The sequence below is a fragment of the Rhodopirellula islandica genome (genome assembly GCF_001027925.1).
In the GTDB taxonomy this organism is placed as follows: Bacteria; Planctomycetota; Planctomycetia; order Pirellulales; family Pirellulaceae; genus Rhodopirellula; species Rhodopirellula islandica.
In genome coordinates, this window is record NZ_LECT01000029.1 from 109,048 (window position 1) to 126,071 (window position 17,024).

Annotated in this window: 12 protein-coding genes; 8 read left to right on the top strand and 4 right to left on the bottom strand. The window is 57.6% G+C overall.

What is annotated here, in order from left to right; translation table 11 throughout:
* Positions 1–25: 25 nt before the first annotated feature.
* The 3 genes from RISK_RS15185 to RISK_RS15195 are packed head-to-tail and all read left to right on the top strand — an operon-like array spanning position 26 to position 5,169.
* On the top strand, positions 26–475 hold the full coding sequence (locus tag RISK_RS15185; protein WP_047815159.1) for a PH domain-containing protein: 450 nt from the start codon (positions 26–28) through the stop codon (positions 473–475).
* On the top strand, positions 456–4,577 hold the full coding sequence (hrpA, locus tag RISK_RS15190) for an ATP-dependent RNA helicase HrpA (RefSeq protein WP_047815160.1): 4,122 nt from the start codon (positions 456–458) through the stop codon (positions 4,575–4,577). The genes RISK_RS15185 and hrpA overlap by 20 nt, the downstream gene beginning before the upstream one ends.
* A 4-nt stretch (positions 4,578–4,581) precedes the next feature.
* Positions 4,582–5,169: a TVP38/TMEM64 family protein gene (locus RISK_RS15195; RefSeq protein ID WP_047815161.1), complete on the top strand. Its 588-nt coding sequence runs from the start codon at positions 4,582–4,584 to the stop codon at positions 5,167–5,169.
* A gap of 299 nt (positions 5,170–5,468) precedes the next feature.
* On the opposite strand, the gene RISK_RS28185 is transcribed toward RISK_RS15195, so the two are convergent.
* Entirely contained in the window at positions 5,469–5,735 is a 267-nt protein-coding gene (locus RISK_RS28185; protein ID WP_053061189.1) for a hypothetical protein, read from the bottom strand.
* 36 nt (positions 5,736–5,771) lie between these two features.
* On the opposite strand from RISK_RS28185, the gene RISK_RS28190 reads away from it, so the two are divergent.
* Together RISK_RS28190 and RISK_RS15205 are read left to right on the top strand one after the other, a co-directional pair.
* A complete protein-coding gene (locus RISK_RS28190; RefSeq protein WP_150122592.1) occupies positions 5,772–6,398 on the top strand; it encodes a hypothetical protein in 627 nt (208 codons plus the stop codon).
* A gap of 320 nt (positions 6,399–6,718) precedes the next feature.
* Positions 6,719–7,498: an RDD family protein gene (locus RISK_RS15205; RefSeq protein ID WP_236696342.1), complete on the top strand. Its 780-nt coding sequence runs from the start codon at positions 6,719–6,721 to the stop codon at positions 7,496–7,498.
* A 315-nt stretch (positions 7,499–7,813) separates the two neighbouring features.
* On the opposite strand, the gene RISK_RS15210 is transcribed toward RISK_RS15205, so the two are convergent.
* Positions 7,814–8,974, bottom strand: coding sequence for a hypothetical protein (locus RISK_RS15210; RefSeq protein WP_047815163.1), 1,161 nt, complete (start codon positions 8,972–8,974; stop codon positions 7,814–7,816).
* A gap of 222 nt (positions 8,975–9,196) precedes the next feature.
* Between RISK_RS15210 and RISK_RS15215 the strand changes: the two genes are divergently transcribed.
* Positions 9,197–12,151: an SHD1 domain-containing protein gene (locus RISK_RS15215; protein ID WP_047815164.1), complete on the top strand. Its 2,955-nt coding sequence runs from the start codon at positions 9,197–9,199 to the stop codon at positions 12,149–12,151.
* A 27-nt stretch (positions 12,152–12,178) separates the two neighbouring features.
* On the opposite strand, the gene RISK_RS15220 is transcribed toward RISK_RS15215, so the two are convergent.
* Both RISK_RS15220 and RISK_RS15225 read right to left on the bottom strand, forming a co-directional pair.
* On the bottom strand, positions 12,179–12,742 hold the full coding sequence (locus tag RISK_RS15220; protein ID WP_047815165.1) for an ECF-type sigma factor: 564 nt from the start codon (positions 12,740–12,742) through the stop codon (positions 12,179–12,181).
* Between the two features lie 37 nt (positions 12,743–12,779).
* Positions 12,780–13,421: a hypothetical protein gene (locus RISK_RS15225; RefSeq protein WP_047815166.1), complete on the bottom strand. Its 642-nt coding sequence runs from the start codon at positions 13,419–13,421 to the stop codon at positions 12,780–12,782.
* Positions 13,422–13,783: 362 nt separating this feature from the next.
* Here RISK_RS15225 and RISK_RS15230 point away from each other — a divergent pair, with 362 nt between their 5' ends.
* Both RISK_RS15230 and RISK_RS15235 read left to right on the top strand, forming a co-directional pair.
* Entirely contained in the window at positions 13,784–14,329 is a 546-nt protein-coding gene (locus RISK_RS15230) for a hypothetical protein (RefSeq protein WP_047815167.1), read from the top strand.
* 301 nt (positions 14,330–14,630) lie between these two features.
* The gene (locus tag RISK_RS15235) at positions 14,631–16,970 is read left to right on the top strand and encodes a serine/threonine protein kinase (protein ID WP_047815168.1); all 2,340 of its coding nucleotides are present in this window, start codon (positions 14,631–14,633) and stop codon (positions 16,968–16,970) included.
* Positions 16,971–17,024 lie beyond the last annotated feature (54 nt).

A 17,024-nucleotide genomic window follows, 5' to 3' on the forward strand; every position in this document is an offset into this window, starting at 1 on the left:
CGCCCGCGGCTGGTAAACTGCTCGAATGAGAAACACTGCCCCGCTCGTCTACCCATCCGCCGTCGATCGATGGCTGCTCGTTCTGCTGCTCGCCCCGATCTTCCTCGCCATCGCCTTCGCCGCCTACTTGTTGAACGAAGGCCGCGCGGATGAAGCCAGCACGATGATCCTGATGGCCGCAGCGATCGCAGGCGTGACAGGGGTGTTCACGATCCCGTGCCGCTACACATTGCTGGACGATGCACTGTCGATTCGGTGCGGGCTGATCTGTTACCAAGTCGCCTACACCGACATCACCGAGGCCGTTCCTTCTTCGACTTGGACCAGCGGCCCCGCGATGTCACTGAAAAGAGTGATTGTTCGCACCGCCAAACGCGAGCACATTCTTTCTCCCGAAGAACGAGAACGCTTCATCGAAGAATTGATGGACCGAGTCGCCCGATCGATCGAACAACGTGAATCAGAAACCAAGTAGCCCGCTGAAGCCGCACAGTCCCTCGCTGCCCAGCGACGCCGAACTCCCGCCTGTTGATCTCCCATCGACGGCAAAGGGTTCGAGCGTATCTGATCAGGCGAGTTCGGATCCGCGCCCGGCCGATCCGCCGATCAAAATCGAATACCCGCCCGAGTTGCCGATCACGGCACATCGCGACGAGATCGTGGACCTGCTTGCCGAGCATCAAGTCCTGGTCGTTTGCGGCGAAACGGGCAGCGGCAAAAGCACGCAGCTTCCCAAGATGCTGCTCGATGCGGGCTTGGGCGAACACGGCATGATCGGTCACACCCAACCCAGACGTTTGGCCGCTCGCAGCATCGCGACTCGTTTGGCGGAGGAGACTGAAACCAAGCTCGGCGGCGCGATCGGTTACCAAGTTCGCTTTGGAGATCAAACCAGCGATCGCACCAAGATCAAACTGATGACCGACGGGATTCTGCTGGCGGAAACCCGGAGCGACCGAGAGCTTCGCAACTACAGCGCGATCATCATCGATGAAGCCCATGAGCGTTCGCTCAACATTGATTTCTTGATGGGTTACCTGCGACAGCTCATCGATCGCCGCCCCGAATTGAAAGTCATCATCACGTCGGCCACCATCGATGCCGAACGTTTTGCGGAACACTTTGGCACATTCACCGAAGAAGCCGCCAGCGATCCTGACAACGAATCGAACGTCATCCCGGCTCCGATTCTGCAAGTCGAAGGCCGCGGTTACCCAGTCGAACTGCGATACCTTCCATGGGAAGACATCGCCGGTGAAGACGCTGAAGTCGACGGCCGGCACTACGATCTTTCGCGGCACGTGATTGGCGGGCTCGATTCACTTTCGCGAGACGGCAGCGGCGACACGCTGGTGTTCTTGCCCACCGAACGCGATATCCGCGAAGTCAGCCACCGCGTCGCTGGTCATTACAAACGCATGGGCCTGACCAACCGAGTCGAGCTGTTGCCACTGTACGCGCGACTGCCTCAATCGCAACAGCAAGCGATCTTTCACCCCAGCGGCAACAAACGCCGGATCATTTTTGCCACGAACGTGGCGGAGTCCTCTCTGACGGTCCCCGGTATCCGCTACGTGATCGATTCGGGAACCGCTCGGATCAGTCGCTACAGCGCTCGAACCAAAGTCCAACGACTACCCGTCGAGGCGATCAGTCGTGCCAGTGCCAACCAGCGTTCCGGTCGTTGCGGACGCGTCGGACCGGGCATCTGCGTGCGTCTCTACAGTATCGAAGACTTCGAAACCCGGGACGCTTTCACGACGCCGGAAATTCGCCGAACGAACTTGGCCAGCGTCGTCCTGCAGAGCAAAACGCTGCGACTTGGGCGTCTGGAAGATTTCCCGCTGATCGATCCGCCTCGCGCCGAAGCCATCCGCGAAGGGATGCGAACACTGCACGAACTCGGTGCCATCGACGAGGACAAAGAGCTGACCGAAATCGGATGGCAACTCGGACACTTGCCCGTCGACCCTCGCGTTGGACGCATTCTGATCGCAGCGAAGGAGATGGGCGTGCTGCCCGAAGTCTTGCCCATCGCCGCGGCCATGGAAAACCCCGACCCTCGTGATCGTCCGCCTGAGAAACGGGCCGCTGCCGACGAGGCTCATTCGGCGTTCAAGGATCCCGAGAGTGACTTCCTCTCACTACTGAGATTGTGGCGGTTCTACGACACGATGCGGAGCGAACACAGCCGTGGAAAGCTCACACGCATCCTACGTAAAAACTTTTTGTCGCCCACTCGAATGCGAGAATGGTCGGACGTCTATCGCCAACTCAAAGAGATGTCAGCCTCAATCGGCGAAGGCAAACGTCGCCGCTCGAAAAGCAAATCATCCACGCCGCGAGGATCCGTTGGCAAAATCCGTTACGCCGACTTGGATCCCGCCAAAGCCGATCACGAACAACCGGTCGTCGACACGGACAAGTATGCCCTGGTCCACCAAGCCTTGATGACCGGTTTGCTATCAGGCATTGCGATGGCGGGCGACAAAAACGAGTACACCGGTGCGGGCGGTTTGAAGTTGTTCCTGTGGCCCGGCAGCGGAATCTTCGAAGCGAAACCCAAGTGGATCGTCGCCGCTGAATTGGTCGAAACCGCCAAGCAGTACGCTCGAACCTGTGCGAGAATCCAGCCCGGATGGATCGAGGCCGTTGCCCCGCATCTTTTGAAAGCGTCCTACAGCGATCCGCACTGGAGCCGCAAAAGCGGGGGAGCGTTCTGCTACCAACGACAGTCTTTGTTCGGATTGCCCGTCGTCGTTCGCCGTCGAGTCCCTCTGGCGCCGATCGATCCAGCAACCTCGCGTGATTTGTTGATTCGTCATGGCTTGGTTGAGAACGAGCTGCCGACGACCGCGAAATTTGTTCGGCACAACCGACGCTTGATCGAATCGATCGAGAAGCTGGCTGCGAAAACTCGTCGCCGCGATTTGGTGGTCGACGACTATTCGTTGCTGTCGTTCTACGCTTCACGTTTGTCCGAAGACGTTTGCGATCGGCCACGGCTGGAAAAGTTTGACCGTCAAAGTCCGGCGCCGGCTTGGGCGTCCAAACTGAACGATGACGTGGCACTGGCCGCCTGGCTAGCCGATCCACCTCCGACGGATCACGACGACGAGGATTCCGAAACGACACCCTATCTGCGTCCGCAAGACATCGTGTCGGTCGACTCAGTCGCGATCGCGGCGGACTCGTACCCCGATGAATTGGCCGCGGGTTCGTCTCGTCTGCCGTTGCAATATCATTTCCGTCCAGGAGCTGACGACGACGGGGTTCACTTGACCATCCACGAAGCCGCGCTCCCGCAAGTCAGCGACGATGCACTCGGCTGGCTCGTCCCAGGTCTGCTAGAACCCAAGGTCATCGCGATGATCAAATCGTTGCCCAAACGACTGCGTCGCAACTTGGTTCCCGCCGCCGATGTCGCTGCCCGAGTGGTCACGGAAATATCCGACAAACGCGGCACGGTACCCTTCATGCCAACGTTGTGCGAAGCATTGACCCGCCACGCGGAAGTCCGGGTCGTTGCGTCCGATTTCCAAGACGAAAAGCTTGAACCTCACTTGCAGTTCCTCGTCAATGTGGTCGACGACACCGGCAACGTCATCGAGAAAACGCGGGGCGTGGACGCGGTCAAAGCCAAACTTGGCTCGCGGGTGATCGACGATGCAGACGTTGCCGCCGCGGCCAGTGGCCCGGAAGCGGATTGGTCGCGCGACAAGATGACCACGTTCGAACTCGACGCGTTGCCCCGCGAAGTCGTTCGCAAACGCGGCGGAGTTCAGGTCGCTCAGTATCCCGGTCTGGTCGATCAAGGCGACTCGGTCTCGACCAAGTTGTTCTCCGACGAATCAACCGCGGAAGATGCTACTCGTCTGGGCATGATGCGACTTTTCTCGATTGCCTGCCGAAAAGACTTGCGATCCCAAGTCCGACATCTGCCGGCGCTGTCCGAAGCCAAGATCAAATTGGCGCCAATCATCTCTTCCACGGTCATCGAAGCTGCACTGGCCGACCTGATCGTTCGCGTCGCGTTGGTCGAAAGCCAACCGGGGCGGAAGCTGCCGGTGGTACGAAAACGATCGGAATTCGACGAACGCATCCAAATGGCGCCCCAACGAATCGGAGAAGCCACGCAAGACATCGCGGTGTGGCTGGGCAAACTGACAGATGCGTATCATTCGATGCGTTGCCAATGGGAGGAATCCAGCTCCTCCAAAATGAACGACGTTCGCGCCGACGTGATGCAACAAATTGAGTGGCTGGTGGCGGACCAATTTGTCCAGTGGACACCGTGGCAACACCTTCAGCACCTGCCACGCTATCTGAACGCCGTCGCCTATCGCCTGGACAAAGCCAGTCACGCAGCTTCCCGGGACGCCGACAGCCGAGAATTGATTGATCGTTTGTGGCAGCGGTGGATGAATGGTTTGCCGGAAGACCGCCGCGACCCCAAGTCACAATGCACCAGCGAATTTCGATGGTTGATCGAAGAACTCCGCGTCAGCCAATTTGCTCAACCGCTCGGCACCGCCGTGAAGGTGTCCGAAAAACGCTGCGAAAAGCTGTTGGGCTGATCGCATGAATGATCGCGACCGCCTTGATGAGCCAGCGACAGGAAAACCAAAGCCGCTTTGGAAACGCGTCTTCCGGGTGGCGTTGCCGATTGTGTTGCTGGTCGGATGCTGGTTCGCATTTCAAACAAGTGGCGATGATCTGCGAGCGACGCATCAGCGTCTGGGCTGGATTGCACCGATCGTCACGGTTCCCCTGCACGCGGTGATCGCAGCCGCGCCGGTTCCCTCGGATGTGATCGTGATCGCCAACGGCGGCCTGTACTCCTATCCCTTCGCCGTTTTCCTCGGCTGGCTTGGTTGGTTTCTCGGTTCGACGCTCGAGTTTCTCACCATCCGTCTGTTGATCGGAGTGGAATCTGCAGCAGACGCTCGGCAGAAGATGCCAACATGGTTATCACGCTTTCCAGCCGGCAGCCCGTGGTTTTTGGTCCTGGGCCGGCAGATCCCGGGCGTGGGTGCTCATTTGACCGCCGGTGTCGCCGCAGCAGGCGGGGTCTCCTTCCAACGCTATCTGTTCTGGACCGCCCTTGCGATCGTGCCGGGCGCAGTTCTGCTCTCCGCCATCGGGGCTCACCTGCTCGGTAGCGCTTAGGCGCCGGAATTGGCCGGTTTCCTTCCATCGAGCCAGCCGATGTCGCGAAACGTCTCGACATTGGATCCCCAGATCGCACGAGGCCCGAAGCTCTCGGTGCGTCGATCCACCCATCTTCGCCACCTCACTCAAGTTTGTTTTCAGTTTCAAATTTTGGGTACACCGGTTGCATCCGTCATTGTCCCAAGGAAGACACAAACGGGGCATCCCCCCAGGGCATGTCGACTGCATCAAGCACGTCACTGCCCATGCCCCATCACCCCACACGAAAGAGAAACAACATGAGAAACCTATTCAACTCAGCAGCGTTCCTGGGCTTCGTCGCAACCGGAACCATGGCAAGTGCCCAAGGTGTCTTGAATGACACGGCAAACCAAGTTGGAAATGCGGTTGGACGGGCCGCCGGTCAAGTGCAGAACGCCACCCGAGGAACCGTCAACGAGTTCCGCAATCGGGTCGATGATGCAGCAGCGAGTTCCAGCCCGCAATCGCATGGTGCCGCCGCCAACCGAATGGACCACCATGGAAACCTGGATGTCGGCACCGTCGCACCACGTCATGTTCATCACGACTCAAGCGTTGGGTCCGTTCCTCACGGGCAGATGACATACACACCACACGGAATGCTGCAACCTCACCACTCCTCCACAACACCCCACGGCACTGTCGGCCACCATCACAGACACGGTGTCGCTCATCAAGGACATCCTGCTCAGGCCGTTTACACGCTGCGTCATGACAGCAACGGGCGTGAATTCATCTGCGTCAGCGGTCAGCGTGTGTACTTCGACAACGCCATGACCGGCGACTCGGCCAGCCAAGAAGAACGCTATGAAGTTGGCTACGGGAACTTGGATCAAGACGATGCGACTCGTTCATCGGAACCCTCCTCGACGTCGCGAGATGACGCAAATATTTCGGATGACTCCGGTGCATCGGATGATTCGGATCCGGTCGATGGTGCTTCGAGGGACGCGTCCGGTGACACGAATGCGAACCGGTCGTCTGAAACGGACGTGAACGCGGGGCTGAACTCCGACGAGAACCAGGCAGCCAATGTGAACGACCGTGACGAAAGCCAATCGGAGGCCAACGTTGGAAGCGACGTCAGTGCTGACTCGGAAACCAATTTGGAAGCCGGTCTAACGCCCAATCAGGATGGCGCAGCCTCCACCGAAGTGAACTCAAACTTGAATGGCGCTGCCAACTTGGATGAAACAATCCAGTAGACTCCCCTTCGTCGCGTTGCCGAAACACGGCTTTGAAAACGGACACGCCCGGTCGCTCCTTTTGAGTCCCGGGCGTTTTTTCATAAAATTTTCTCAATCCGGGGGGAGCGTCGGAAAGACTCCCAAACAAACGGGACAGCATCTCAACGGCGTTTGCCGATCGGTTCAGGCACCGACCAACCACCGAAGTTCGAGCAACCAGTCTGAGACTCAATCAATCAATTGGGTTATCATTTCCATCGTCGCGATACGATTCGTGAAGAAATTGGCTGTTCCCGGAGCGAGAGTCTCTGGAACCAAACGGATGGGAATGATCTCCGATGAAATTGAAATGCCCGGGTTGCTCAAAGCTGCTTCAAGTCCCCGACACAGCCGCCGGAAAGACAGTGAAGTGTCCATGTGGCAAGCAATTGCGAGTGCCCGCCCCAAAAGGGACTTCGCCAGCCGGTGCCGCGTCCCCTGCAGCGAGACCAACCGCTCCCGCCCGTCGCCCACAACCTGCCGCCAGCCCACTGGGCGCGGACGCTGGGTTGTTCGACGAACTCACAGAGACCGATTTGGGTCCTGTGGCAGTCGCCCCTCAACCTGGTCTCAAACCGGTCGCATCCAGTGGAGGAGGGCACAACCCCTACGCATCTTCGCTGCACGAAGCGTCCGACACTTCCCCCGCTTCAACAGACAACTTCGCTTCGCAAAACAAGCGATTCCTCAACTACTTTTTGGATCAAGTCTTCATCCAGATCTTCGCCTTCGGCATCGGGCTGGTCGTTGGGGTCGTGATGATCGCTGTCAATGGACCTGAAAGCACGCCGGAGCAGCAAGCCACTGTTGGTCTGCTCTCATCGTTCATCGCACTTGCCTTCATCGCATTCTATTATGTCGGCATGGAAGCGATCTTTGGAGTCACGCTCGCGAAACTCATCACTGGCACCCGCGTCGTTTCGGTCGATGGAGGCAAGGCTGGATTTGGGAAGGTATTTGGTCGAACGCTGGCTCGAATGATCCCGTTTGAACCCTTTTCTTACCTCTTTGGTGACAACCGAGTGGGCTGGCACGACACGCTCTCCGGCACCCGCGTCATCGACATCCGCAAGTCCTAACCCAAGACGCGGCTCAGCCGCTTCGCCGGCAACGGCATCGCGACCACTCCCAGAAGGCCCAGAAGGTGCAGGCCCAGAAGGTGCCATCCACCTTCCAGACTATCCGTACGGTGCCAGCCACCTTCTGAAGAGTGCGGGCGCCGCGAATCGAGAGCGTCTCCCATGGGTTCATCGAGATTTTGGGGAAGGTTCGTGCTCTCCGAGGCTCCAACCTCGCAATTGAGGTCGATTGAGCGCACCGAAGTAGAACGGTTGCCACAACTTTTCCGTCGCCCCATTCATCAGCGTCAAGGACGGCGATTGCTTCGGGCCTGCTCAAGCAAAGCAGGCTGCGGCTTGTGCCTGGCCTCGGTGGTGGTGGCGGCCGGTTCGTTCCGCATCCGCTTTCATCGATTCAGGACGACCGACACAGCTGGTTTTCCCAAAGTACTTCGGCCAGTCCCACACCAAGTCTCGCCACATCGAGGCGTCAATTCCGACCTCCGAGAGCGTTTGAGCGAGACGCTTGGGCAGCTCGGCGACTCGAACGGCGACGGACTGCGCCGCAGTCCAGTCCAACAACCGTTTGTAGTCGCTCCAGCGGATGTTCAAGAATCCGCGATCGCTGCTGCGGAGCCCCTTCGTGTGGACTTGCGGTTCGGTGGACAGTTTGGTTTCGTTCAGCGTCAGTGGACTCAACCATTCGTCTCGTCGGATGCGCTTCCCGGTTGGATTGCGTCGTTTGGCTTTTCGTTTTTGCTGAAGAGCCTCGACCGGCGTCTCTCGAATTTCTCGTCCGGCTTCTTCGGTCGGAACCGGCTTCAGATCAAAGGCCGCCGAAGCAATTCGTTCGCCCTTGCGAGCTTCGATTCGGTCGTAGGCACTGGTGTGCGGGCTGGTCTCGGGAGTCGCCGTTATCGCTGCCCGGACCGGGTTCAGATCGACGTACATGCTGCACGCGAGCAACCCTGCCTCATCGACAATTTTTTGTGCTTTGAAGCGTCCCTCCCAAAACCTACCGGTGCATTCGTCTTGTTTGTTCGCCATTCGAGCAATCGGTTCAGCCAGGGCTCGCATGAACCAGGAGATGTCTGACAGGCGGTGGCGGACGTCGGCCAGACGTTCCTTGTTGCGAACCAGCATCTGAACATCGTTTTCAGTCGGCTCGGCCAGGTGTTCTTCGAGGCGTCTGCCGGGGAAGACCCGCAGCCAGCGAATTGCGACTTCCTCGTCGCTCCACTGAGCACAGACATCGGGGCGATTGCGGAGAATCTGATGCATGTGATTGCTCAGCACCGCGTACGAAAGAACGTCGACCGCGAACACCGAAGCCAGGGCTTCCATCCGCCTGCGGATCCATTCTTTGCGGAACGAGTAGTCCTTGCCAGTCGCTTGGTCGACCCCTGCGAGGAAGGCGCGTCGCACACATCGCTGGACCACGTGCACGATTCCCACTTCGTTTGGATCAAACTGCTCACATCGCTGAGGCCGCGGCATCGCTCTGCTCTCCAAAGGGATTGGCAAGACAAAAGCATCCTATGCATCGCCGCAGCAAAGTCAAATGAAGGTGGCTGGCACCATATGGAGAAATACCTTGGTGGTGTGTGCTGCGATATACTTGGAGGTGACGCTTGCCTCTGGGGCGTTGTGAGGTGGGGGATGTTCCTTGCAAACTGCCCCAGGTTTCTGTCTGTCTCTTCATTCAATTGTTCGGATGCCATGCGAATCTTGTTGTTCTTGCTCGTGTTTGCGTTCCTGGCACCGTCCGCGCTGCAGGCACGTGAGTGGACGGACTCATCAGGGGAATATCGCATCGAAGCCAAGTTGGTGCTCGTTCACGGAACCAAGGTGGTCCTGGAACGTCCTGACGGAAAGATCATCAGCATTCCGGTTGCGAAATTGAGCGAAAAGGATCAAGTCTATTTGAAGGAGATGGCATCCAAACCAAATGCGAAGCCGGGCGAGATCCATACGGCCGAGATGAATGCCGTTGAACCGAGTTCAGCCGCAACGGAGGCATTGAACTTTTCACCGAAAGAATTGGCGGAGCGAACCGAGGTGCTGTTGAGGGATGCCTGCCATCGTTGTCATGGCGAAGACGGAACCAGCGAGGGTGGATTCAACTTTGTCGTGAACCTGGCCAAGCTCGCGAAAACGATTGCGGAACCTGGCACTGATTCGTTGTTGTTGGAACGTATCCACGCGGAGGATGACAGCGTGATGCCTCCGGTCAATGAAGAACCACGATTGAGCCCGCGTGACACCCAGGTGATCGAACAGTGGATTGCTGCGGGGGCCCCGACATTCACCGACGAACCATCGCGTCCCTTCGTAACCAATGAACAAATCATTGAATGGATCGATGGAGATCTTCAGCAGCAACCTGAGCGGTCGCAACGGTTCATGCGTTATTTCACGTTGACCCATTTGTACAACGCGGGCGTCAGCGAAGATGAATTGCAGACCTATCGCAACGCGTTTGCCAAATTGCTGAACAGCCTGTCGTGGAACGCGGACTTGATCATTCCCGAAGCGATTGATCCTGCCCGCACGGTCTTTCGCCTCGACATTCGAAAGGTTCACTGGACCCAGACGATTTGGCAATCGATTGAAGATGCCAACCCGTACTTCCTTCGTCTGTCCACTCCGCATGCGCTGTCGTGTTCCGACCGGACCCAAACCAAGATGCCATTCGTGCGAGTCGATTGGTTTGTCTTCGCCGCATCCAAGCCGCCGCTGTATCACAGCGTGCTGAATCTGCCTCCAACCGATGCGGATCTGGAGCACATGCTGCGCGTCAACGTGCAAGCCAATATCAATCAGGAAATGGCCATCCGAGCGGCGTTCAATCGATCCGGTGTCTCGCAGAACAACCGTTTGATCGAATGGCACAAGTCACCCTATGGCTCGTACTGGAAGAGCTACGACTTTGCCAGCAACACGGGCTTTCAAAATCTGTTTGAGTACCCGCTTGGTCCCAACCAGGGCCGGAATTCTTTTCGACATGACGGCGGCGAAATCATTTTCACTCTGCCCAACGGCTTGCAAGGCTATCTGCTGACGGATGAAAAGGGACAACGCATCGACCAGGGCCCCACGCAAATCGTCAGTGACCCGAAACAGCCTGATCGAACAGTGACCAACGGCGTGTCGTGCATGTCTTGTCACTACGCGGGAATGATCGCCAAACGAGATGAAGTTGGCCCGGCGGTTCAAGCCAACCGATCCGCCTTCGACGATGCGGATGACATTCTGGCTCTGTATCGTCAAGCGAGCGAACTGGACCAGATCATCGACCGGGATGCCAAGCGATTTGCCGATGCACTGGATGAACTGGGGATCACAACGATCAGCCGCAGCGGCGAATCCGTGTCGGCCATGGCGGCTCGGTTCATCCAAGACATTGACCTGCAACAAGTCGCGTGTGAGTTCGGGCTGCAGGCCGATGAATTTCTGAACCGCCTGAAGAATGCTTCTCGCGTGGCACGCGTTTTCAGCTCGTTGCAGATCAGCGGCGGTACTATCAAACGCGATGTCTTCAAAGAAATGTTCTCCGATGCTTGCGTGGATCTCGGTTTGATTGAAGCGCACGCGGTGGATCGTTCCAATGGGACGAACTCGCCCTCAACGCATCTGTCAAATGTCCCATCCCAATCGTCGCCTCGTCTGAAAAGCGGTGCCTCGCGTGCCATGTCTCCCTCGGAGAGGCGCGGCCCGGTCGCGTCCAACGCCCGCACGCCTGGATCCGCGAATCCGTCGCATGAGTTGCCGACGAACCTGGTCGCGAAAGCAAGGTTCACAGATTTGCGTTGGGGCATCAAGTCACTCGCCTTTGGCCCAAACACACGGTTTCTGGCGGGAGGGCGTCCTGACCGAACGATCACGCTGTTTGACATCCAACACCAAAGCATCGTTGCCGAACAAACCAAACTGGAAATCCTGCAAGCAGTGACGGCCTGCACGTTCACACCGGATGGATCGCGATTGATTGCGGGAGGGCAAACCGGCCACATCTCAATCTTCTCTGTCTCGGCGGAGGGGTTGATGCGACCAAAGGGTCAGTTCGCCGGGCACACCAAAGAAATCAATTGCATTGAAGTTTCGCGATCAGGTCGCTGGGCAATTTCAGGCGGGGCCGGCAAAGTCGCTCGTTGCTGGGAGGTGGAGTCTGGGCGCGAGGTCGCGATGATCGGCGGGTTCCAAGGTGCCCTGAAAGCGGTTCATATTTCAGACGATGAAAAAACATTGCTGGCAACGGATGGGCACCGATTGATCACCACGGATGTGAATACCGGGCAGACAATCAGCGAACGGCCTTTGAATCGCTCTTGGAGTTCCGGGCAATCCGCCGCGTTCTCGGCAGACGGGGCGTGGTTGGCGGTGGGTGACAGTTACAACGTGCGAGTTTGGGATTTGAAGACCTTCCGTGAACTCATGCCATTGATCGGCAATGAGATTCTTTGGTCGATGCGTTTCACTTCGGACAGCCGTTGCTTGATCACGGGTGGGAGCGCCAAAATCGATGTCTGGGACTTTCAACGCAATGCTCGCTTGCACCGGTTTCCGGTCGGCAGAGGCTATGTGCAATCGCTGGCCGTTTCAGCGGATGGCACCGGTGTCGCGGCAGTCGGTTCCATCGGAAGCGATTTGGAAGTTTTCCTGCGAGAAGAGTGAGGCTGCGGCAACGGGCGTGACTGGTTCTCAGCCCGGGTTCATCTCGCGTTGCAGCCACGCTCTTGCGTAGGCCCAATTGCGTTTGGTGGTGCGGGCAGACACACCGAGGATCTCAGCGGTCTCTTCGATCGTCAGCCCAGTGAAGTAGCGAAGTTCGACCAGCTTCGCCAGCGCGGGATCTTCGTCAGACAATTTGTTTAGCGCATCGTCCAAGGTCAACAGTTCATCGATGTCTTGCGTGTCAACGGAAGCGACATCGTTGTCCAGTTCACGACGAACAAGATTCCCACCCCGCTTGGTGCGTCCCTTGCTGCGAGCGTTTTCAATCAGGATCCGCCGCATCGCTTCTGCGGCGGCGGCAAAGAAGTGGCCTCGACCGTCCCAACGCTGCGGATCGTTGCCACCGACGAGTCGCAAGAAAGCTTCGTGAACCAGTGCCGTTGGCTGCAGGGTGTGCCCGGGTTTTTCATGATTCATTCGGCTCGAGGCCAATCGCCGCAATTCGTCATAGACCAAGGGCAACAGATCCCCTGTCGCGTTGGGATCGCCTTCGTCGATGGCCGTCAGGATTCGCGTGATGTCTGGATTCATCGGGGCCATTGTAGCTGAACCGACATGCCTTCGTCGCTCAGGCGTATTGATCAATGACGAGACCGGCTTCGTTGATATCGCCTGCGATGGCCTGAGCAAATGCGTCGGCGTCGACACCATTTTCTTCCAGCACGCTGGTCAGCGCCGCGCGAATTTGGTCCGTGGATGCGTTTCCATCGGATTCAACCGCGAGTTCTTCCAAGGAGTCAATGATCTGGCTCACCAATTCATCGGTTGATGACTCATCGACACCTGCAGAAAGCAATGCCGATTCGAGAGAACTGGTGGTGGTTTCGTCTTCGGGTGGTGGGGGCGGCGGCCCATGGGGGCGTCCGCCACGGGCAGGGCCGCTCGCTCCAGCGGCTTCACTTGTACCGGATGGGCCATTGGCTCTCAGGGCTTGTTCGACTTCTGCGGAATCGATCCCGTTGGCGTCCAAGACTTCTTCCACTGCAGAGCGGAACGCTTGCGGGTTGTTGCCAACCGACGATTCCGATTTCAACTCGGCAATCGCGTCGTCGATTTGAGCCAGCACCTTCGTGGCGGTCGTGTCGTCCACGCCGACCGTTTCGAGCGCGCTGGACAGCTGCTCTTCATTCGGCGGAGGAGGGCCTTGGCGATTCGATTGAGTTGATGATGTTTGGCTGCTGACAGCGGAGCTGAGACCAGAAAGATTCATGGCATGGTGTCTTTCAAACGAGAGGCTTCAAATGGGCGTCGCAACAAATGGACGCATCACCGATGTCGGTGTAGGACACTCCAACTCTTGCCCCTGTTTTTGAAAAGCACCAACGAATTCCCGATGATTTTTGGAATCGCACCTTTCCTCAGATAAAGTTCAGAAAGCGTGTCACCCCATGGCTGTTGGCGGCGCATTGGGTTCTCGGCAGACTCTTTTTTTATCGCTCCTGTCGCAGGGAACGTGCATTTCAAGTGGGTTTGTCCCCTTCCAACCTGACTGGTCTCTGGGCAATGGGTTGTTGGATTTTCTTCCAAGCATGCTCGCGATTGGTCGTCTCTTTTCTCTTCTGAGGTTGAAACGTGATTCGAACACTCCAGTGCATCGCCGTCGCCGGGACATTCTGTCTTCCCAATCTGCTCGTGGCCCAACCACCCGGACGCGGTGGCCCTCCCACCGAAATGATTTTGCAGCTGTTCACAACGGCGGACGCCAACCAGGACGGCAGCGTCACCAAATCGGAACTGCTGATTGCGATGCAAAGCCAGAGTCGCGGCAACCAGTTCGGACGCGGTGGTCCGCCACCCATGAACGGCAACCCCATGAACGGCAACGCAGGACCTGGAAATCCAGGGCAACCACCGCAGGGGGAACACGGTGGTCAACACGGGCCTCCCACCGAGCCCGGACAAGTCTTGCCGGAACCCGTGGCACAGTCGCTGAACCTGACTGAACGTCAGTCTCGACAACTTGCCGCGTTGCAGGCCGAAGTCACCCGACGCTTGGCCGCGATTCTGACGGACGAACAGGAAACTCAGTTGCGAAGTGCTCGGCCACCTCAAGGACCCAATCCAATGGAAGCCGGCGGTGAAGCTCGTCCCAACCAACGACCCGAACGTCCTCAATGATGTGTCGTGGCCAACTCTGCTGCTCGAGACTTGACCATGAGCGGCAGGATCGGACACTTTGAGGCCATTTCAATTCTTCTTGATTGGCTTCCTCCTTCTTTGCCCGGATGACTTCGATAAAGAGCTTTCGTCGATCCTCACGCCAGAGCAACTGGGACAGATCCTGCCTCCGCCCCGCCCGTGACTGATTCATCTCAGTGCGGAGATTTCAATGGTGAGAATGGACAGGCATTCTGCCAGGGAAGTACAAAATCGTCCCAGGCTAGAAGCCGAGAACACACCTGGAGGCTACGATTGTGTCATGACCAACCCGACTGAACGAGCGATCTTTTTGCAGGCGATTGAGGAAGAAAATCTCGACGACCGATTGGCCTACTTGGACTCTGCCTGCGGCGAGGATCTGAATCTTCGACGATCGGTGGAAGGCTTGCTCGCCGCCCATGAGCAACCCGCGGCATTGTTGGATCATCCCATCGGGGCTGACCGTAGTCGGCCGTCCCTGGCAAGTGAACTGATGGATGAGTCCGTCGATCACATCGGGATGCAAATTGGCCCTTACAAACTGAGGGAACAAATTGGCGAAGGTGGATTCGGTTTGGTCTTTGTCGCCGAACAAGAGCAACCGGTGCGTCGCCGTGTTGCCTTGAAAATCGTCAAGCCCGGGATCGGTTCCAAAGAAGTCATCGCTCGGTTCGAAGCCGAACGCCAGGCTGTCGCATTGATGAATCACCCCAACATCGCTCAGGTATTCGATGCGGGGGTGACCGCGGACCACCGCCCCTATTTCGTCATGGAATTGGTGCGTGGGTTACCCATCACCGAGTTCTGTGACGAAAAGCAATTGGATGTGCGCGATCGTCTGAATCTGATGATCGACGTGTGTTCCGCCGTCCATCACGCCCATCAAAAAGGAGTGATTCATCGAGACATCAAACCATCCAACGTCATGGTGACTCTGCACGACGGAAAAGCGGTCGCGAAAGTGATCGACTTCGGGGTCGCCAAGGCACTGGGGCAGAAGCTGACGGAGAAAACGGTGTACACGCGTTTTTTCTCGATGATTGGAACGCCGCTCTATATGAGTCCCGAACAAGCCGAGATGAGCGGTCTCGACGTGGACACTCGCAGCGATATTTATTCGCTGGGTGTGCTGCTGTACGAATTGCTGGTGGGGGCAACGCCCTTTGATCGTGGTCGACTGGACTCCGCGGGGTTGGACGAGATGCGGCGAATCATTCGGGAAGAAGAACCGCCGCGGCCCAGCACGCGGCTGTCAACCTTGACCGCCGAACGCATCCGGAGCTTGGGGATTCAGTCCGGCGGGATTGGCCCTTCTCAATCACGAAGTTTAAGTTCTGACCTGCGTGGTGACTTGGACTGGATTGTGATGAAAGCATTGGAAAAGGATCGGACTCGCAGATACGATTCCGCTGCCTCCTTGGCGGAAGACATCCGGCACTACCTGCAGGGCGAAACGGTCACCGCGAGACCACCGAGCAAGTTCTATCAATTCCAGAAATTTGCTCGCCGGAATCGAGTGGTGATTGGCACCGCGACGGTGGTCGGATGCACCATGGTTTTGGGCACAGCGGCGAGTCTTTGGCAAATGTCCCAGGCAATTCAAGAACGAAATGCGAAGGACGAAGCGTTGCGCGGCGCGATGGTCGCCAAAGCGGAGGCGATCACTGCCAAGCAGGAGGTCGAGCTGTTTGCCACTCACTTAACCCAGGCCAATGAGCTTGTCGCCAGTGGCCATGCCCATCTCAATGCGGGCCAATGGAGCGAGGCCGCCCGCGACTACGATGCCGCCGTGGAAATTCAGCCCAGCTACTACTTGCCGCGGGTACAGCGAGCCCAGCTTTACGCTCGCTTGCATCTTTGGCCGGAAGCCGCGGAGGACTATGCGATTGCGCTCGCAAATGGTGCTCGCACCAATCAGCCTCAGTGGTGGGGCGTCCCGGCGTTGTTTCGATTCACGGGGCATCCGGAAGAATACCAGCGGTTGGTAGAGCAATACCAAGTCCAGTTGATGAAAGAGTCGGAGGAACCTGATTGGCTATTGATTCGGGGCTTGATGGTGGGAGATTCAGTCGATGATTCCATTGATGAAGACGCAAACGCTGACCTGGCTCATTTCTGGTTGTGGGAACGTCAATTTGGGCCACCGGCCCAGCCAGCGAATCCGGGGTCGCCTGATGAGCGTCGGCAACGTGACTACCTTGGCCGGCTTCGACCACCCGATAGTTCTCCCTTGTGCGTTTGTCAATTCATCACGGGGCTGGCGGAGTTGCGCGCAGGAGCCTTTGAATCGGCCGTTGATTTGTTCCTCGAAGCGGGAGCGGATTCACGGTGGCCAGCCCAATACATGGTGGATGCACCTCTGGCATTGGCCTACCATTTTCAAGGTGATTTTGAGCTCGCTCAACAAGCTTTGAAGCGATCGACGCTGTCTTTAGAAAGCCAGCTCGACGAACTGCAGCGTCAGAACCAACTGAGCAGTCCATCGCCATGGTTCGATCTCATGGAAGCCCTGGTGCTGCACGAAGAGGCCTGCCGGAAGGTCTCTGGCAAAGCCTCTTCGTTGAGTTCCCGGATTGACCAAATTCGACAAACCTCCCTGAGCCTCATCGAACAGCACTGACTGTTCGGTGAGTGCTCGGCTGGATCGAGAATGATGCAGGGCGATTGCAGTTCG